An 18,615-nucleotide genomic window follows, 5' to 3' on the forward strand; every position below is an offset into this window, starting at 1 on the left:
ATACCATCCTGCCACTATCACAGCTGACGCCACACGATCGGCCGGTGGCTGCGGCTATCCAGGCTGAATTGGAACGGCAGCGCCATGGGCTGGAAATGATCCCATCCGAAAACTTCCCATCGCTGAATGTGCTGGCTGCGCTGGGTTCGGTATTGAATAATAAATACGCCGAGGGCTATCCGGGCAAGCGGTATTATGGCGGCACGGAATTTGTCGACACGATCGAACAGCTGGCCATTGATCGAGCGAAGCAATTATTCGGTGCCGAGCATGTTAATGTGCAACCGCTATCCGGCGCGCCGGCCAATATCGCGGTCTACTCGGCCTTGCTCGAACCGGGCGACACCGTATTAGGCATGGACCTTTCGCACGGTGGACACCTGACGCATGGCCACCCGGTCACCTGGATGTCGAAGCTGTTCAAATTCATACGTTACAAGACCACACCGACCGGTGAGATCGACTACGAACAGGTACGAGACCTGGCGCTCGAACATCACCCAAAGCTGATTCTTTGCGGCTACTCGGCTTATTCGCGCGAGATCGATTATCAAAAATTCAAGGATATTGCCGAAGAAATCGGCGCCTACACTATGGCCGATATCGCCCACCCAGCCGGCCTAGTCGCTGCCGGAGTAATGAAGAACCCGGTGCCGTTGTTTGACGTTGTCACGACGACCACCCACAAGACACTGCGCGGACCGCGTGGGGGAATGATTATGTGTCGAAACGATCTAGCCAAGAAAATCGATGCGGCGGTATTTCCCGGATTTCAGGGCGGACCGCACGAACATCAGATTGCCGCCAAGGCAATTGCCTTTGGTGAGGCGCTACAACCAGAATTCGAAGACTATGGAGCCCAGGTGCTGCGTAATGCCCGGGCGCTGGCCGAATCACTGGCGGCGGGCGGATTGCCGATTATGTTCGGTCGTACCGAAAATCATCTGGTCCTGGTTGATGTCACTTCGTTTGGTATCGGAGGCAAACAAGCTCAAGCCATATTGGACAACGTACGTATTACGGTGAATAAGAACATGATTCCAGACGACATCCGTCCGCCGATGGATCCGTCGGGTATCAGACTGGGTTCGCCGGCGCTCACCACGCGCGGTTTTACGGAATCAGATATGCGCCGGATCGGCACCGCTATTGTTGAACGACTGCGCTACCCCGACAGCGAGGAAGTGCGTGAACGCACCCTTGGCTTGGTAAAAGAATTAGCCGATATGCATCCGCTATATCCGGAGCTAAACTGATGAAATCTATCGATGGTCGAGCGCTGGCCCAACATCTCAGGAATGATATTAAAAACGAAATCACTCAATCGGGAATCAAACCCGGACTGGCTATTGTTTTAGTCGGTGATGATCCGGCCTCACAGCTATACGTCAGCCTGAAGGAACGTGCCTGCCAAGAGGTGGGCATTGTCTTCGAAAAACACCTGCTGCCGACTGATGCGCTAGCCGAGCAGGTGATTGGCTTGATTGAAGAATTAAACGAGCGCGCCGATATCCATGGCATAGTGGTTCAATTGCCACTGCCGCATCACTTGAACGAGGACAATATTATTTCCGCGATCAATCCGCTAAAAGACGCCGATGGTTTTCATCCAGACAATCTGGCCAGCTTAGCGGCCGAGAAGCCCAAGCTAATGCCGGCGCTGACTTTGAGCATTTTGGATTTGATTCATAGCACGGGTGTCAACGTGCAAGACCGGCTGGTTGTGGTACTTGCCAACAGCCGCGTTTTTTATAAACCCCAGGCTCAGGTATTGCAGCAAGCCGGTGCTCGGACAGAGTTTGTCGGCACGGACGTAACCAGTCCGTTCGTACTCGAGGCGGATATTGTTATCATTGCTCTTGGTAAGCCGGGGGTGCTGAAGGCCGAACACGTAAAAGATGGGGTAGTGATAATCGACGTGGGAATAACCAAGACAGCTCAGGGCGTGGTTGGAGATGCCGATCCGGAATCATTGGCAGCAAAATCCGGATGGCTAACCCCGGTGCCGGGTGGAGTCGGGCCAATGACAGTGGCGCACTTATTGGGCAATACTGTGCAAGCGGCGCGGATGCTGCAGGCTCACCAACCACCCCCTACTTCAAAATAAAATCTTAAGACAAGGTTCAAAGATACTACAAACTGCCCCCTCCTTTGTAAGGAGGGGGCAGTTTAAAGAATTGTGCTGCTAAGTTGGTTTGGGTTTAACCGGGGCCGAGCGGGTTGTGGTTGCTCATGACTTCGGTATAATCGTCAAAGCCATCGCCATCTGTATCACGATTGAATGGATCCGTGCCAATCGTCCGTTCGGAAGCATCGGTCAAGCCATCCTGGTCGGAGTCGACGTTAGCGTTGACGTTTGAGTTGCTATTGGTGTTGCTATTGAGGTTACTGTTAGCATTGGCATTAATATTGCTATTCAAGTTGGAAGAATTAACGTTCGAATTCCGGTCCGCGTTTGTGTTGGCGTTTCCGTTCAGATTCGTGTTGGCGTTAACGTTTTCATTCGAGTTGCCGTTAGTGTTGCTGGTATTCGTATTATCATTTAAGTTCTGATTGAGATTGCCGTTTAAGTTGCTGTTCAAATTGGAATTCAGGTTGGCATTGCTATTCCGATTGAAATTTATATTGCCAGTCGTATTGGTATTGAGATTTGAGTTATTAACAGTGGAATTCGTGTTGGAATTATCATTTTTAGCGGTCAGGTTTTGAAATAAGAAAATGGCTCCGATGACCACTCCAGCCAGGATGAGCAGAATTATTACACCAATAATAATGTACTTCTTGCGGCCGGAATTGTCCGAATATTGGGGTTCGGGCGGGCCGCCGGCAGGAGTTGTCGGCGGAACGTTTACATTCGGCATGGTGGGTGACATTGGCGGCTGCCCAATAGGAGGGGGCGTATTGCCCGGTGGGGTGATATTGGCGGGATCGTCGAACATGCTATTGTTGTTTATTTGATAACTACTAATACTATACCACAAACGCACCATTGAAACAAAATCCACGGTTGACTAAGCGGGCAGAAAACGCTAGATTTAAGAGACTCTTATTACCCAGAACCATAACATGTCCTTCTCAGTCGGCATTGTACGAACACAACCCAACATTTAGAAAGAGCAACAAACCCCAAGTTGATACCCTTTTTCTTCGAAATCAAGCTTCCCGCCACACGTAGTGCTGTGGTGCACAAAGAAACTATACATTCATAGACCATAAATAAAATCTCCCTTAGCTGGGAGTTTTTTGGTTGTAATGATACTCTTAATTGCCGACTGTTAATGAAATAGCTAACTGGATGGCAGAAAACAGCCTCTACTCCCAACCTCGTTACACTATTTCTTTACCCACCTTACGCTTACCCCAATGGTATATGGTTGCTCGAAGCTTTATAAGCGGTCATCAAGATCGTATATGGTATTTATTTTTCCAGACAATACGCTTATGAATCTAGGTTTAGTCGATAACTGACGAATAACTGTCGGTCTAGAATCATCAATTTCAGAAGCTAATAGTATTGGCTTGATCGCAAACATCGACCCCTGATAGTCAAGATTGATATTTGACACCAAATATTTTTTCGACAAACTTACCATATTCTCCCAGGCTGTAGGCGGTTTTGCGATACACGTGTTGCAATTGCCTAATTGCCGCGAAGAGCAAGTACCGTGCGATTTGGGCTGGCAAGGGAAGGACGGCTGTTCATCATATGACGCCTGTTGGGGTGTGTGCATAACCGAGGTCAACGTGTGTAATGGTTGTAAACCAAAAGGCATGATGGAAAAATATAAACCATCAGCAACAGTAAGGCCAGCGCCTTTCATTTTGCTTGATGCTTTACATAAACATACCTCGCACAACTCATATTTTATTTTGTATTTCTCAAGACCAAACCTAGCGTTTATTTGGTTCACGCTAGCATACGTGGCGTTTACAACATAAGAAGTCCTGATACTGTGCGTATTATCAAATTCTATTACGTAGTCCGTGTCATCTTTAACGATGTTGGTTAGCTCTTTATTTAGCTCAATGCTAATGTTGCTCTTGCGTGAGATTCTTTTTCGTAATTCGTTTTTCACTTTAAAAAAATCAAAGCTACACTCCTTCGTTTCGAACGCGGCCAGAGTGGAGCCTGGCACAAAGTATCTATCAGTATCACATGCGCGAATCGGAATGCCAACTTTTAGACAAAATTGGATATATTCATCAGGGCTAGTTTTCGACCTGTTTGATGAAATCGCATATATTTGTTTAAACGACGCGTTAATTGATGATTCAAAATCTCTAGCAAATCTATTGTAGTAATACGCCGTTTTTTCCGCTGTTTCTATACTACGAGGATAATGATACCCATTATGTAGTCTGGCTTGATTCACCATACTGGCCCTACCGAAAATATTGGAATCAATATCGACCACGATAATGTGTTTGTGCTTTTTGGCCAATACTAACGCAGCGTAAAGACCATATATACCAGCCCCCAATATTATTACATCACATTGTTTACGGTTCTTGATGCTTACTCGCTTGTGCATACCAGTGCTTTGCGGCATTTATTGATTCAGTTAAATCATCCGATAGATTATCGGGCTTTGGCACCATTTCTACTGAGTAATAACCGGCATATGATTTATTCATTGTTAGCGTCACTACTTCCTGGTATATTGCATTATCTACTTGAACACGTCCCAGACCTGGACTGCTAAAATGAACATGTCCGATCATCCCCACAGCGTTGGCAACCACGGTTTGTGGATCCTCCTGATTACTTATCATAGTGCCGGTATCTAAATTTATAGCTAAACCGGGTTGATGAACGTGGTTTAGAAACTCGATTACCTCCGATGAGGTAGTGAATATATCATTCTCTTGTTGACGTGGTATTGGTTCGATACAAAAAGACATGTTGTGTTTGTGAGCAAATCCTCCAATATTAACGAAGAATGCTGCAACCAAGTCATTTGTATCTTGATTTAAGTTGGGATTTAATGCGCGGTGGCGTGGAGACCCAAACACAATAGCCCGTATGCCCAGTTGTGCGCCGATTGATATAAGATGTTTGATATATCGGAGCGCGAAGTTATAGTCATCTTTATTTTGAAATATCCTGAGATCAGGATAGTTATATAGAAGCGATTGCATTGCTACTGGCCGTAAATTATTCCGTTGTAGCGTTCTTAAATAGCTTTCAATGTCTGCTCTGCTTACACTCTCGGGTTTATCCCATATGCGCGTTGGACAGATTTCCAAATAAGAAACATCCAATTGGGTGAGCAATGAGTAAATTTGATCATTAACTGATTTATCCCAAGCAATATTGGATACTGCCAAGTGAATTGTGTCAGCATTATTGTTAGTCATTTGTATAATTGTAGTACCGTGTGGACAAAAAAGCAAAAAAAAGACGGGGAACATTGCCATTCCCCGACTAACCTTCGGATTACCGCTGATGTCCCCTATGCAACTTCGGGGCAATGTTCGGCGATCATCGCATCCGCCGCGCGATAGAGATCGTCGATCGTTCCCGAGTTGTCGATCAGCACATCGGCTACCGGCTCGATGTCGGGCACGTGCCAAGCGACTTTCCGCTCATCACGTGGCAGCAGATAGGCCTTGGCCTCCTCGATGCTGGCCAAGTTCTCGCGAATGACCTGCCGTTCGAGGCGGATCTCCTGAGACATGTTCACCCAGACGATGACGGCCCGGCTGCCAATCTGCTCGCGCATATAGAGACCGAGGTCTGGCCCATAGAGACTCTCCAGGCAGCAGCATTCGATACCGTTCTCGTTCACCCACCGTAGGAACTGCTTCGTGAACTCCTCGTGAAGCCAACGGGGGCGCTCAAACGCGGCTCGCTCGTTCCACTCCACGAAGTCACCGGAGTGTCCCTCGTTTTCCATCACCATCCTCATGAATGTGACGATCTTGAGCCTCGTGATGCCCTTCGAATCGAGGTAGCGGCCGAACGTGCTCTTTCCAGATTCGCTCATGCCGCCGATCAGGAACACCTTCTTCATGATCCCTCCTCCATCAATAGTCGGGTCTGTTCTTCAGATTCCGCCGGCGTGTGAGGCCCGTGTGCCACGTTTCTGATAATGCTTTCAGCCCATAGCATGCGGATACCGGAAGCCGGCTCCCTCTTGCCGATGATTTCTCGCACTTTGCGAATGGCGTCTTCACCCTCCACGATGAAGATGTGTAAGGGTGCCGAAGCCATGAACTCGACCAGCTCAGGAAAGTAGTCACGGTGAGAAAATTCTCGATACAGTTCGGTGGCAGTTGCGACCGTGATCGTCTTCCTTCTCTCCTCGACGACTCTTAACTGAGCAGCCACTATCAATTCCCGGATCCTGTCAACCAGCCCCTTAGCTACCCCGTCGGGTTTCACTAGGAGCATCGACCTTTCCACGGCGCACATTACTCCCTCCCTTGGGGTAACCACTGGCTTGGCCAGTCTATGTCTACTGAGACCAGTCGGCCATCAGGAAGCAAAGCAAACTCCCATGTCGGCATCGGTGCGATACGCGCGAGTTGTGCGAACGCATACGAATGAGACTGAAGCGTGTGGCATATGCTCCGGATAACCGTCGCAGGCAATATGTTGGCATATCCGACCTCGCGTAGTCGATATGAAGCCTCGATGTAGTCTGAGTAGTCGAGTGTGAATTGCTGTAATTCTCCCGTATACGCGGGCAATTGCCGATCGAACAGAATCTTGTTCGGCAAAACACCCCGCTGCATCTCAAGCACCTGACGATCACCATCGAGATACAGCACATGTCCCGCGATGGATTCCGGTCCCCAAATCACCGGGGTAAACTCGACCCAGGTAGCTGGTCGCAGTTTTAGAATCTCTTGGAGCGCCCGACCTTGATCGATAATGCGTTTACGACCCTGGTCGTCTCTCCACTCCACCGTATGATCGCTTTGAATCTGGAACAGAGGCGGAACCGCAGTCAACATCGGTTTCTCGGAAACGATTACCAGGAATGCCTCACCGTGGGCGAGGTGGTCATGGTAAATCCGAGACACTTGATCCTGATCACTTACGGATACAGCACATGGTTCACCATCAGATGGTAGACCAAGACCTCTCATCAATGCTCGTTTCTGGAGACGTATCGGGAGAGCTAGGTCAATCCCAAACTCTCGGGAATGGCTGACCAGAAAATCGTCTTTCATGACGGTCATTAGCCCCTCCTTTGAGGTTTGAGGTTTTTTGTCACGACTATCCGGCAGTTTTCACCGGTAGCGATTGTCTACTATGTCAAAGGTCATAAAGAGCGAATAGACCACTGTATGGCTTTTTTGTAATTTTGTCAAGGTCCTTCTGGTTATGCAGGCTCCACCAATTACCACGATAACGATAGACCTGTAGTGATTTAGGATCACTAGAAAATAGGTCTTCGTTCACTTCATCGAGATCGCTGGGAATGTTTTGTGCTGTGTACTGTCTCAATAACTGTGGTCGAATAATCATGCAGCCGGGTGACCACATATGTTGTAGCTTCGTCCGTCTAGATGATTTAATTTGATTCACTCCTTTAGCTGTGCCTACGCTGATTACCTTTCCTTGGCTAAACATAAGTTGTAAATGCGTGTCCGCTTCCTTATGTCTGTTGGTTACAAGTAATACGCTTTTGTCTGATGGTAATCCATGTATAATCAACTTCGTAAAAAGATCCGGCGATAAGAGTACGTTGCCATCGCAATACAAGAATGGCTTTGTCCATTTCATTGTTGCCGCGCGTAGACGAGCAGGAAGGCTCATGTTCGGCGTATATTTTCCAAAGTGTATGCTGACCCCCCGTGATTTCCAATACGCCCGCGTCCTTGCAGCACTGCGATTGTGTTCTGGCCAGCCAAGAAGTACTACTGACCGTACGTTAGCTTGTTTTGCCATGGCAATGAGGTAATACAATAGCGGCTGGTTGGCGATTGGATAAAGCACTTTTGGGCCACGGTATTTTATTTTCTTAAAATAGTCGGAAATGCGTTGCCCGCGTCCCCCGACCGCAATTACCATTTTCATAGTATGTATCTAAAGTAATATATAACTGTTGATTATCTATTTGCTATTGGGGGTATTCTGGTTTCCATCCAATAGCATTCTTTACGCTGTGTATTCGTCCGGGATTATTGGAAACGGCATAAAATGTCGTAAAACGTCCCGGTATCTTTTTTATCTGCACAGCTTTTAAGATCACACTCACACAATCCTGATGATATAATATCACGCGATCATATAAGGGATCTTCGTTGTATCGAATCTCGTTTGTCGTATTCACACCCCCGAAACGAATACAAACAACTTCGAGGTTGTGATGTACCGCATAATAATTTCCCAAGCGTTCACCATACACCTTACTGGCTCCGTAGGGTGTATCAGGAATTGGGATCGTACTTGTTGTTTTCTCACCTTCACGCATTAAATGGTATGTATCTGCGTGAACAGAGCTGGCAAGAATAACTCGTCGTACACCCGCTGCTACTGCAGCTCGGAAAATATTTTCCAGCATTACTTTGTTGTCGGCTACACTGTGCTCGTTTGGATAATCTTCAGCAACGTTCCAGGCTAAATGGATGAGCACATCGTGGCCTTTAACGAGCGTATACAGCTTATGATATTCCCGGGCGATGTTAACACGTTTAACCGATTTGTTACTCTTCTGATTTATATCAATGCAGGTAACGGGGTATTTACGCAGTAAAACAGGGCAGATAATTGTGCCAATATTACCCAAGGCTCCGGTTACCACTACTCGGGGATGCGAACGATATAATCTCATCGATTTATTTCTGCAAATGCTCTCAGTACTGCAGATATTGTGGCATCAAGATCCTCCCTATCTAACCCGGGGTTTACATAGAGATTAAATAGCCGCTTGGTGACCTCTTGGGATACCGGACAATCATTTACGTGTGAGCTTTTTAACAACTCCACTTCGGGCAGAGACAGCGGGTAAAGCTTTTTTATCGGGATTCCTAATTGCATTACCCGATTAAGAAACATATCACGCTTCTCTATCAGGCCTGCTGGCAGTAATCCAGTCAGGTAAAAATAGGCGTGTTCAGAATTTGGATCTGTTTTCTGAAAAGTGATTCCACTTCCCGCTATCTTTTTCTGCAGATAATTTGCATTATTTCGGCGTATTTGATTATTGACATCAAGCCGTTTATTTTGCTCAATAGCAATCGCGGCCTGAATATCTGTAAGTTGGTAATTAAAACCCAGGCGATTATAGTCATACGCATCCAGATCTTCTTGATTGATGCCATTATTTGCGTCCGAACGTATATGGCTGTAGTACTTTTCATTATTTGTGGCTATTAAGCCACCCTCCCCGCAAACTATATGTTTCGTTTGATAAAGACTTGTGCAGATGATGTCACCATACGAACCAACGTACTTTCCATTATATCTCGCGCCCGTAGCTTGGGCGCAATCCTCTATCAGCACTAACTTATGTTTATCGCAGATTATCCTCAGCGCGTTCAAATTGACTGGCTGACCATACATATGGACAACGATAACTGCCTTAGTGTGCTTGGTGATTTTCTTTATAACGTCTTTGGGATCAATATTAAAAGTTTCAGCCTCAATGTCAGCGAATATCGGTTTCGCTCCAACTTGTAATACCGTTGAGCAATCCGCAATATTGGCCAGTGCGGGGACGATCACTTCATCGTTGGATTGAAGATCTAAAGCAGAAAGAGCAAGATGTAGCGCGGATGTACCAGAATTGACGGCATTGACAAAACGCTGTGATAACATACGAGATATCACATCTTGAAATTCGCGGACTACTGGACCTCCTTCCGGTCTCGATAATATTCCGGAATGTAGCACTCGTACAACAGCCTCGGTTTCTTCGTCGCCGATCAGATGCGCATTTATTTTTTGCATCATTTGAGCAATATGCGCTTTGGCATCGTTGTTATCCGGTTGTTTACTACTATAGTGTTCATGAATCATATCTCGGACTGCGTTTGGCCGAAGTTCATAGTTTCTGATATCGACAACATCAATCCAGACTAACTCATAGGTACCCACATAATGAGTTCCGTATTGATACTCGGGTCCGAAAGCATTTCCCAGAATGCCACCCGTTATTTCGCAAAGAAAAAATAATTCAGTCTGACCCAGTGTGTCTGGATGTCCCGACGATTGCTTAGTAAATAGCTCTTTTACTCTTATGTCCACACCAAGCTCTTCGTGGCACTCTCTCTGAACGGCTTGTTCTGGTGTTTCATTATTGTCGACTCCTCCGCCAGGAAATACCCAGTATGCCTCTTGTCCGGGTTTGGTTCTTTTTATAACTAACACGTGGTTTTGATGGATTATCACCGCTCGCGCTCTTAATTTATCCTTCGTTTTTTGATTCGTCATGGTGGTGTTTTTATAAAGAGTGGTTATTTATATTGAATTCCCCGTTTTTACAAAAGATTCATACACATCGTATAGACTGATGATTTGCTGTACATATAGAAATTATTACTAAACAACATATATTATATAGGTTATTCGACTAATTGGACAGTGGTAAACAAAAGCTGATTCCACAATAAATCTGGTGGTATTACGATATTCAAAAGATGGCAAATACTAGCTCCCAGTCTGATTCACACCGAAAAAGCGAGGCTTTAATATGCCCAGTATGTATGGAATTATTCCGTATCATTGTTCTGTTCTGTATGAAAACGCCAAAAATGTGTTATAATGCAGACAACACATAAACATATTGACAAAATTACACTATTTCTGCTAAGGTTTCGGTCATTAAGCAAGAAACTATGACCCCAGTAGCGGGAACAAAACAACAAGAGAAGGTCACCTATCAGGACGTAGCTGATTACTTCTTGGCATTGGGAAATGAAACAGGTGAGCCAATATCCAATCTTAAGCTCCAGAAGCTTGTCTACTATGCACAAGCTTGGCATCTAGCAAATACATCGGAGCCTCTATTTAATGCTAACTTTCAAGCTTGGGTACATGGTCCCGTTATACCTGAGTTGTACCACAAGTTAAAGACGTATGGATCAGCGCCTATTCAGAGTAACGCCGTCTTAAATGAAGTAAAAAACAGATTTGATTCCAATACACTAACTTTCTTAGAACAGGTTGCAGATGTGTATATGCCTAGAAGTGCTTATGAATTGGAGTTGATGACACATATGGAGGATCCGTGGATTCTCGCGAGAGTTGGGCTTGAGCCAAACCAAGGAAGCGAAAATACTATCTCTGAGGAAATCATGGCTAGATTCTATGGGGCAAAAATACACAGTAGAACCAAGTAGCATCCCTCAGAGAACTGAATTAGTTAATCCAACGACTGTTAATCCAAATCAGAACGTTTCTTTTAATTTTCGTCCTTTATGTACTAAAGGCGGTAAGTTTGAGTACAACAATAGGGAGCGAGGATATTTTGTTAAACTCCTCGAACGACTGCGCGATCTTTCGACAATGAGTAGGGGGCAACTTATAGCACCAGGCGGAAAAGGATTACGGTGTCATCCTATACGGTTCACCGACCAAGGAGTGAGTGAATCGTCATTTGGTATACCTGGGCAAGACATTGATGAAGATGCGTGGCAATTTGAAATCTCTTCTAATAAGCACGGTCGTGTTCATGGATACTTTGTAGGTAGCGTATTTTATATAGTGTGGCTTGACCCTGATCATGCACTTTATCCTAGGCAGCGATAAATGGGTACACACAATTTAGTATTGTTAACCGGTGCTGGCTTCTCCAAAAACTTTGGAGGTTTTTTGGCTGCAGAAATGTGGTCGCATATATTTAATCACCCATTAACTAAAAGACACGCTGAATTGCGTAAGTTGCTAATGGCTGATCAGGATTATGAATCAGTATACACACTGGTTATGACTGGTAATGGTTTTTCTCCTGAGTGCCGAAACGATTTCAACATTGTTGTTGAGCAAGCCTATAAAGCGTTAGACGATACATTGAGAAAATGGCAATTCACGGGCGAGCTAAATCAAGTAAATACTTATGGTATCGGCAAGCTGTTAAGCCTTTTTAATTCCCCCCATGATCGCTGCTATTTCTTTACATTAAACCAAGATCTATTCATGGAAAGATGGTGGGGATACAGGGCACCGAGTGTTCGTTGGTTTCCTGAACAATTTTACTCTCTTCATGGCGCTGAATTGGAACATAAGGATTTCATAAAACTACCGTCATCTATGGATGAAAAAACTGTGAATGAAGCGATAGCACTACATAGCGGCTTAACGTATATTAAAATACACGGTTCTTACGGATGGCTATCTTCTGATGGTAAAAACTTAATGGTGATTGGAAAGGATAAAACGATCGCCATTTCAGCAGAGCCAGTATTGCGGAGATATTTTGATATATTCAAAAAGGTAATGAGCGAGGGACAAAAAAAGCTGCTAATAATTGGATATGGATTTGGGGATTCTCACATTAACCAAGTTATTGCCGATGCAGTCCGGAATAGAGGATTAAAGGTATGTATTGTTTCAACAAGTCCATATAAGGACTTATATTCTCGTATAGAACAAAACTATCCAGATGCCTTAGACATCCTTGATATCGGATTGGATGGCTATTTCCCTTACAGTCTTGCGCAAGTCTTTCCTGGTGATCAATCTGAAACCGTATACTTCGAGGAGATCAAACGTAATCTTTCCGGCATCTAAATTTTACGCCATTTTTCTTCCCGGTCACGTTGCTCATATAGTTCAAAAAGTCCTTGTAAAATACTATAAAAATCAGAGACCAACATACCCCACCCAATTTCAATGTGTTTTACGTCAAAGTGGAACTCGGGTTTCTCCTGACCCCACACGACGTCCACAGGTTGGAGGCTTTTAATGATACTCAAGTTTCCTCCGATAATTGAGTCAAGCATTTTTTGTAAACCAGATAGCCTCGTTTCAAAATCATCTATGGAGTCGCCATATCGTTTCTGCAATTCAAGTTTATCCGAAAGTCCTTGCTTTATTATGTTTACTATATGAAATACTGCATTTTTATATAGTTCTTTATTGCCTGAGTGATCAGTGTCTGCATTGAGTGAGTAGCTCAATCTCCGAAAGTCTAGGACTTGCTCTCGATCTTTGAGCTGCTCGACATTAAAATTAAGGAGTCTTTCTATTCGATGCTTGTTACTTCCGAGATAATGCTCGATCGGCTTCCAAAGTAGTACCTCAAACGGAGTCTCATCCGGCCATAGCTTCATTAGATGAAGCTTTGTTTTTAAGCAATAGTCAAAAACTATTTGAGCAAGTGTTATATGTGAAGATTGCGGAAATGAATAATCTAAAGAAATAACTTTCTCACCGTGTATTATTTTACTTCTGAGTTGGTAAAAAGAGTCTGACCAGTTCGCGATTTCTTTCTTCTGTCCCAGAAGAAGTTGTATGCGGTCGCCCATTTCCTGTCCTTTACGACTATACTGTTGAATATTCAAGAGGGTTTCTAATGCGACTCCTAGGGAAATAATCATGTCTTCAGAAGTGACTAGTGGATCGGCAACATGGGAACGATTATACCAATATACTGATCTAAGAATCCTTTCTGCCTCAAGTTTTTCATCTTTCGTTCCGTTTGCTCTCCTTTCATTAAGTGTGCAAAGTGCTGAAAATATATCTTTTGATACCTCTCGGCTTACGTTTGTTACATTGATATAAAACGGGGTTTGTATTTTTGTTTCATCAATCATTAGTATATGGATACCGCGTCTTGAGTGCAATGAAAGGCCGCCACTTGTTTTATCTAGATTGAGTTCATAGGAATCCGATTTGAAATTCTCATAGGAGGACGGAAAAAACCTTTTCTGATGGCTTAAGTTTGCATAAGCTACAATGTTTGTTGCTGTAATTAACTCATCGTCGACTTTTTTATCGTATTGAGCAAAATTGTCTTTGCCGTCGCTAAGCCTTGATGCAATAACAGGATTTGCTAGCTGACTGTTATCGATAAAACCTCGATAAATTTTTACCAACTGATCAACACGTTGAGCGGCGTTTGAGATTTTCCCAAAACGCTTTTGTTTTTCTTTTAGATATGGCCAAAAGCAAATATCACCAATAGTAACAGACTCGTCGAGTTCTAGATAGGGGAATATTGTAAATGCTATTTTAGTCATTATAAGTTAGCGATTATTGTCTTCTTGGATCATCTGCTGAATAAGTTTTACCGTTCTGCCAATCAAACATAAAACCAAAATTGGTTTGTAGCCATTTGCCAAGATCTGTAATATACTCCCACACTTTATCTCGGTCACCGCCTGTACTAAGTTTGATATATACTTCTTTTACCTCCCTCTGTATCGCTTCCCGATATTTGCTTTGAGAAAGTTTGTTCTTTATCCAATCAGGTATTCCTTCCCCCATGAACTCGACCACTTTTTGTTTATCTGAATGGGCGGCAGCTAGCGCTCCCACTGAAACCATAAGCTGGATCGTGTCGCCAGCAAGTTTATCTAAACCAGCTAATTCGTATTCTTTGTATAGTTCATGTAGGCGCATTACGGCAAGTGATGCACCACGGCTATTACCTATAGGTATTGCGCTTTCAGCAAAGCTACTATAAACCCACGCTAAATCATACAACCAATGCGATAAATCGGCACTTATACCTTCACGTTTAGACAGCTCTTTCTTTTTTTGTATGAGTGGTTTTGCTACTACGCTAATTGCATCAAAGTACACCAAGGGATACCAATCAGGCTTATTGTTTCGATAAGCGCTATCAAACGAAAGAAGTGTATTATAATAGGCACCAAAAAAACTTGTATAATCATAGTTGGGCATTATCGGCTGGTTTGTAAAATCATAACTTGGAATCAGCCTTTCGCCTAACCAACCAAGATCCCGAAAAACGCCATCCAAATCATTTTCTGAATGATCTGTAAATAACATTTCCCCAATTTTTCTATACCCATACATAATGTTCACAAATAGAGGATTGTGCGACTCTATGCAGGAATCCGCAAGGTTTTTCCAAAATACTAATAGTTCAGCAAGATCGTTGTAATGTTTATTCTCAACAAATAATTCTGCTATACGTTGAGAGGCTTCATAAATTATCGATGCTGCGTTTTTCGAGTGATTATTAACAGCCAGCTCAACTAACAATTCGAGAGATTGTACAAAGAACGCTTGATAATAACCGCAAAGGTTTGAATCTGGATCCCAGCTATCATTTTTGTATTTTCTTCCCACTGTGTAGTTTTCTAGAAATGAAGTTGTCAATACCTCTACGGAGTCGCGAAAATTTCTTAAGGTTGCGTAGTCTCCGCTTCGCACGGACTTTTCCGCAATGCTGAGCAATAACTCAAATGGATTTGGTGAATTAGATACTTGCTTAGTTAATGAGGTATAAGCCGATCTTTGTCGTTCTTGTGTTATTGCTTTCTTTACATTTTCGTTCTCGATTTCTTTTATTTCTTCCGGAGTAAGGTCACCTTTGTTTGTAATATATCTATCATATTTTTCTATCTTATCTTGTGAAAGTATGCTTACAGCCTGAAACCATGGTGTGGTAGGATCCGGCACTCCATAACGATCAAGCAGGAAGCAGCGAATATCCCCATAGTTCATATTCTTTTGAATCGATTGTAAAAAGGTAGTTGGCCTAAGATAACGTGAAAAATAAAATGAGAGAATTATGAATAATAAAAGCGACAATAATACAAATGCCAACGAAATTATACCAAGGTACCCGGATGAAAATAGATCCGTAAGATTAAAATCGAGTTGCGGAATTATATCATGGTGGGTATACGAGATTGCGTATGAGGCAACGCTGGTAAATATAATACCTGCCAAACTGAAAGATATATAAGCAAGTAGTATTCGAGTTCGAAATATAAAGGAGATTGAACGATATGAGTAACTTCCATAGACAAGCTGTAGGTATACAAAAACAGCCGCAACGGATATACCAAATACCGTGACCTGTAAACTCAGTAATGTATTATAATAGCTACTTAACATTTCTATTATTTTTTAGAGTTGAGAATCTCATGAATCGGTCAATAATTGGTTGTCGTTCAGCAATCAACAGATCAAGCTCTTCATCCGAAAGATCGGCAAAGGGGTCGCTTATGGCGACCTTAGTTGCTTTGTAGGACCCTTTTAGCTTATAGGCCTTATCCAACCCAGCTTCACGGGCCCGCCAATCGTGATTCTTAAGCAGCCCTTTATGGACGTTTAAGAGTGTTTCGTCGGGTAGGTGCTTATCCATTAACTCCTGCCATCCCTTGCTTCTGGTGAGCTCCTGGGGCTTCTCAGCTGAACGTGAACTGTACCCCGCCTCGCGCATGGCAGAGCTGACCGATTTTCGGGGTTTTTCGGAGATTATTCGAGCGACGCGTAGTTGTTTTTGGGTAGCCATATAGAGTCATTATACACCCAAAACAACGGCTTGTTTTAACCATTATCTAATCTGGGAGCGTAAGCCAAAAACCATAGTAAGCGTTCCCACAAGACAATAACAACCCAACTAAATATAGTAGCCTATACCATTGGGGGGCGGCTTTTTCCGCAACGAAGTTAATTGTGAGAGAATATATTAGAAAACCTAGTGGCGGAAACAGCCACGCGATAAGATTTAGAAAACCGATCACCCTAACTACGACTACTTTTTTGTTTTTCTTATTCGCATACCATTTCCCGATGTAATGCCCGATAGTGATGGCAGCGATTGCCGAACCTACAATAATGTAAAATGGCCGCTGCACACTGAGATCATGTGAACTCAGAACCAATTGAAGGGCAATGTACGCAATAAACATAATAGCAAAATATATGACTACCTCAATCACTCTGGCAATTTTCACTCCTATTGATACTAGCTCATCATTACTATCCCTGTCATTATCTTGCTTCTTTTCTTTGGCTAATTCAGCCCCGCAGCTTCCACAAAATTTGTCTTTCAGTGTCGTTTCCTTCCCGCAATTTTGACAGTACATAGACGTGTTATTAGTTATTTAGAGTTGGTTACATTTATCACGATAAACAACCAGCAGATATTGCTGGCGCCGGTAAATCACAAAGCCCGCCGCCAGCGATGACCTTTCGGCCACCTGCACCCCTTTCGGGATACAACCACTGCTGGTGCTCTGACGACGAGCCCAATATCCAGCAGTGGTTTTTGTACCATGCCACGGTTTGCGCCGTGGTTTAGGCACCAAATTGTAAGTAATTCCCTAATATCGGAATTACCTATATAATTGTACTATATTTTGTCGACATTTTCAATAATATGAAGGTATATTTCGATAGCAAAACGTTTGACTCTTATATTAAGGCAAACAAAAAGCTGGTACTGTCGACCAAGAAGTGTCTGCCAAGAAAACGACGATATTTAATCGACCTTGGAATCATTTCGGCCGGCATACATGGAACAGACAATTTGATACGTAAGCAGTTTATCATTGGAAAAGTAGATAGCGAATCAAGATATGGATTATATTCAGATCGTAGTAAAGAATATGACAAATTAGCAATAGAAAAAGAACTGTTGATAAAAAAGCTGATCCCCTCCAGGTTGATGATCAGAAGTGCTATTATTGATCAGGCTTATGTTGAAATTATGGATATTGCGAATCGCGGCGTACAAGCTAATCCTGATGAAATAAGTACCGTTAGCTTCTTAGAAAACTGTGTAGAAATATATTTTCCATATTTGTTAAATGATCTAATTGGTTATTCCAAAATATCTAAATTAAAGATGTTTAGAGTTAAATCGGGGCGGCGATTTAATACTGTCTGCCAAAGATGTGGGGCGCCATTAAAGCGAACAAACACAAAAACAAAACTAATGCCGGTCGTCAATGATAATATTTGGTACGTATATACGCCCAGTCATTGCTATAGATCAGAAAACAGATCTTGCTCAGAAAGTAGAAATAAAAGGCAGAGTCCAAAATTAAAACCACCTTATGTTGCTGTGGGCAATTGCGTATTTTGTCATGTAATTACCACATCGGTAATAACAAAGAAAATACATGGAGCGGTATATAACTTTTGTAGCCAATCACACTACCAAAGCATGCGAAGGGCTCTAGTAAGGCGAAAACAAAGGGAGTAATTGAGTCTGTCTCACTTTCTGTGTGGCATTATAGGCAGCTGAAAAAACAGCTGTTTTATAATTGGCTCATTCGTGAAGGGGCATACCCGTAGTGCTGCTAGAACGATATAAAACAAATCTAGCAAAGGTTACGGGCTTGTACGTGAAGGACTGCTGACGGTGATGATAGAGGGCGCGCTCTGCAGAATCTAACGGCTCAATCTAACTATCAAATATGGTTGATAAAAAAGCCAGTTAGAACAAACAGGGCTGTCAGGTCAGGACTATAAATATATATCACCAGAAGCAGGGAGCAGAGCGGGAAGGTCTAAATCTTAATATCCGGAGTCGCAATGTCGACAAAGCAACAAAAAAGAGAAACCAGACAAGCGAGAATTCATCTTAAGTATCACAAAATTCTTAAAGTCACGGCATTTAATCGAGGTATGACAATATCGCGCTTACTTGATGAAGTAATAGAGGATTATTTTGGAATTAAAGGAGAGAAGGAATAGTGTGACCGGCAAAGATAGTCTGATAATAGAGCAGG

18 protein-coding genes are annotated in these 18,615 nt (G+C 43.4%); 5 read left to right on the top strand and 13 right to left on the bottom strand.

The window, feature by feature from the left end:
• The first annotated feature begins 5 nt into the window (after positions 1-5).
• Both glyA and WC734_03735 read left to right on the top strand, forming a co-directional pair.
• Positions 6-1,256 carry a serine hydroxymethyltransferase gene (gene glyA / locus WC734_03730; GenBank protein ID MFA6198233.1) on the top strand — a complete coding sequence of 417 codons (1,251 nt, stop codon included), beginning with the start codon at positions 6-8 and terminating at the stop codon, positions 1,254-1,256.
• Complete coding sequence (locus WC734_03735) at positions 1,256-2,107, top strand: bifunctional 5,10-methylenetetrahydrofolate dehydrogenase/5,10-methenyltetrahydrofolate cyclohydrolase (GenBank protein ID MFA6198234.1); 852 nt, start codon at positions 1,256-1,258, stop codon at positions 2,105-2,107. Before glyA ends, WC734_03735 begins: the two co-directional genes overlap by 1 nt.
• 94 nt (positions 2,108-2,201) lie before the next feature.
• Here the strand turns inward: WC734_03735 and WC734_03740 are convergent, their stop codons facing one another.
• The 9 genes from WC734_03740 to WC734_03780 form a co-directional block, all read right to left on the bottom strand.
• Positions 2,202-2,939 (bottom strand): hypothetical protein, encoded by a 738-nt coding sequence (locus WC734_03740; GenBank protein ID MFA6198235.1) that lies wholly within the window; start codon positions 2,937-2,939, stop codon positions 2,202-2,204.
• A gap of 447 nt (positions 2,940-3,386) precedes the next feature.
• The gene (locus WC734_03745; protein MFA6198236.1) at positions 3,387-4,550 is read right to left on the bottom strand and encodes an FAD-dependent oxidoreductase; all 1,164 of its coding nucleotides are present in this window, start codon (positions 4,548-4,550) and stop codon (positions 3,387-3,389) included.
• Entirely contained in the window at positions 4,501-5,358 is an 858-nt protein-coding gene (locus tag WC734_03750; protein ID MFA6198237.1) for a TIM barrel protein, read from the bottom strand. Before WC734_03750 ends, WC734_03745 begins: the two co-directional genes overlap by 50 nt.
• A 95-nt stretch (positions 5,359-5,453) precedes the next feature.
• Positions 5,454-6,014: a hypothetical protein gene (locus WC734_03755; protein MFA6198238.1), complete on the bottom strand. Its 561-nt coding sequence runs from the start codon at positions 6,012-6,014 to the stop codon at positions 5,454-5,456.
• Positions 6,011-6,415 carry a nucleoside-diphosphate kinase gene (locus WC734_03760; protein ID MFA6198239.1) on the bottom strand — a complete coding sequence of 135 codons (405 nt, stop codon included), beginning with the start codon at positions 6,413-6,415 and terminating at the stop codon, positions 6,011-6,013. The genes WC734_03755 and WC734_03760 overlap by 4 nt, the downstream gene beginning before the upstream one ends.
• Positions 6,415-7,179, bottom strand: coding sequence for a hypothetical protein (locus WC734_03765; GenBank protein MFA6198240.1), 765 nt, complete (start codon positions 7,177-7,179; stop codon positions 6,415-6,417). Before WC734_03765 ends, WC734_03760 begins: the two co-directional genes overlap by 1 nt.
• A gap of 85 nt (positions 7,180-7,264) precedes the next feature.
• The gene (locus WC734_03770) at positions 7,265-8,029 is read right to left on the bottom strand and encodes a hypothetical protein (protein MFA6198241.1); all 765 of its coding nucleotides are present in this window, start codon (positions 8,027-8,029) and stop codon (positions 7,265-7,267) included.
• A 43-nt stretch (positions 8,030-8,072) separates the two neighbouring features.
• Positions 8,073-8,786: an NAD(P)-dependent oxidoreductase gene (locus WC734_03775; GenBank protein ID MFA6198242.1), complete on the bottom strand. Its 714-nt coding sequence runs from the start codon at positions 8,784-8,786 to the stop codon at positions 8,073-8,075.
• On the bottom strand, positions 8,783-10,387 hold the full coding sequence (locus WC734_03780) for a DegT/DnrJ/EryC1/StrS family aminotransferase (protein ID MFA6198243.1): 1,605 nt from the start codon (positions 10,385-10,387) through the stop codon (positions 8,783-8,785). Before WC734_03780 ends, WC734_03775 begins: the two co-directional genes overlap by 4 nt.
• Before the next feature lie 404 nt (positions 10,388-10,791).
• Here WC734_03780 and WC734_03785 point away from each other — a divergent pair, with 404 nt between their 5' ends.
• Positions 10,792-11,295 (top strand): type II toxin-antitoxin system antitoxin SocA domain-containing protein, encoded by a 504-nt coding sequence (locus WC734_03785; protein MFA6198244.1) that lies wholly within the window; start codon positions 10,792-10,794, stop codon positions 11,293-11,295.
• 409 nt (positions 11,296-11,704) lie between these two features.
• Positions 11,705-12,685 carry an SIR2 family protein gene (locus WC734_03790; GenBank protein MFA6198245.1) on the top strand — a complete coding sequence of 327 codons (981 nt, stop codon included), beginning with the start codon at positions 11,705-11,707 and terminating at the stop codon, positions 12,683-12,685.
• Here WC734_03790 and WC734_03795 read toward each other — a convergent pair.
• From WC734_03795 to WC734_03810, 4 genes are all read right to left on the bottom strand, one after another.
• The gene (locus WC734_03795; protein ID MFA6198246.1) at positions 12,682-14,136 is read right to left on the bottom strand and encodes a hypothetical protein; all 1,455 of its coding nucleotides are present in this window, start codon (positions 14,134-14,136) and stop codon (positions 12,682-12,684) included. The two genes, WC734_03790 and WC734_03795, sit on opposite strands and share 4 nt — an antisense overlap.
• Before the next feature lie 13 nt (positions 14,137-14,149).
• A complete protein-coding gene (locus WC734_03800) occupies positions 14,150-15,592 on the bottom strand; it encodes a hypothetical protein (GenBank protein ID MFA6198247.1) in 1,443 nt (480 codons plus the stop codon).
• A 385-nt stretch (positions 15,593-15,977) separates the two neighbouring features.
• On the bottom strand, positions 15,978-16,388 hold the full coding sequence (locus WC734_03805) for a hypothetical protein (protein MFA6198248.1): 411 nt from the start codon (positions 16,386-16,388) through the stop codon (positions 15,978-15,980).
• A gap of 46 nt (positions 16,389-16,434) precedes the next feature.
• Complete coding sequence (locus WC734_03810) at positions 16,435-16,965, bottom strand: zinc-ribbon domain-containing protein (protein MFA6198249.1); 531 nt, start codon at positions 16,963-16,965, stop codon at positions 16,435-16,437.
• Between the two features lie 293 nt (positions 16,966-17,258).
• Between WC734_03810 and WC734_03815 the strand changes: the two genes are divergently transcribed.
• Positions 17,259-18,086, top strand: a complete 828-nt coding sequence (locus WC734_03815; protein MFA6198250.1) for a hypothetical protein — start codon at positions 17,259-17,261, stop codon at positions 18,084-18,086.
• Positions 18,087-18,615 lie beyond the last annotated feature (529 nt).

The sequence above is a fragment of the Patescibacteria group bacterium genome, from assembly GCA_041661625.1.
GTDB lineage: Bacteria > Patescibacteriota > Patescibacteriia > JAHIZJ01 > JAHIZJ01 > JBAZUB01.

Coding starts and splice junctions, on each gene's coding strand:
- WC734_03745 (MFA6198236.1), bottom strand. CDS start 4,550: ATGCCGCAAAGCACTGGTATGCACAAGCGAGTAAGCATCAAGAACCGT.
- WC734_03810 (MFA6198249.1), bottom strand. CDS start 16,965: ATGTACTGTCAAAATTGCGGGAAGGAAACGACACTGAAAGACAAATTT.
- WC734_03770 (MFA6198241.1), bottom strand. CDS start 8,029: ATGAAAATGGTAATTGCGGTCGGGGGACGCGGGCAACGCATTTCCGAC.
- WC734_03765 (MFA6198240.1), bottom strand. CDS start 7,179: ATGAAAGACGATTTTCTGGTCAGCCATTCCCGAGAGTTTGGGATTGAC.
- WC734_03750 (MFA6198237.1), bottom strand. CDS start 5,358: ATGACTAACAATAATGCTGACACAATTCACTTGGCAGTATCCAATATT.
- WC734_03755 (MFA6198238.1), bottom strand. CDS start 6,014: ATGAAGAAGGTGTTCCTGATCGGCGGCATGAGCGAATCTGGAAAGAGC.
- WC734_03740 (MFA6198235.1), bottom strand. CDS start 2,939: ATGTTCGACGATCCCGCCAATATCACCCCACCGGGCAATACGCCCCCT.
- WC734_03815 (MFA6198250.1), top strand. CDS start 17,259: ATGAAGGTATATTTCGATAGCAAAACGTTTGACTCTTATATTAAGGCA.
- WC734_03805 (MFA6198248.1), bottom strand. CDS start 16,388: ATGGCTACCCAAAAACAACTACGCGTCGCTCGAATAATCTCCGAAAAA.
- WC734_03760 (MFA6198239.1), bottom strand. CDS start 6,415: ATGTGCGCCGTGGAAAGGTCGATGCTCCTAGTGAAACCCGACGGGGTA.
- WC734_03790 (MFA6198245.1), top strand. CDS start 11,705: ATGGGTACACACAATTTAGTATTGTTAACCGGTGCTGGCTTCTCCAAA.
- WC734_03795 (MFA6198246.1), bottom strand. CDS start 14,136: ATGACTAAAATAGCATTTACAATATTCCCCTATCTAGAACTCGACGAG.
- WC734_03735 (MFA6198234.1), top strand. CDS start 1,256: ATGAAATCTATCGATGGTCGAGCGCTGGCCCAACATCTCAGGAATGAT.
- WC734_03785 (MFA6198244.1), top strand. CDS start 10,792: ATGACCCCAGTAGCGGGAACAAAACAACAAGAGAAGGTCACCTATCAG.
- WC734_03800 (MFA6198247.1), bottom strand. CDS start 15,592: ATGAACTATGGGGATATTCGCTGCTTCCTGCTTGATCGTTATGGAGTG.
- WC734_03780 (MFA6198243.1), bottom strand. CDS start 10,387: ATGACGAATCAAAAAACGAAGGATAAATTAAGAGCGCGAGCGGTGATA.
- WC734_03775 (MFA6198242.1), bottom strand. CDS start 8,786: ATGAGATTATATCGTTCGCATCCCCGAGTAGTGGTAACCGGAGCCTTG.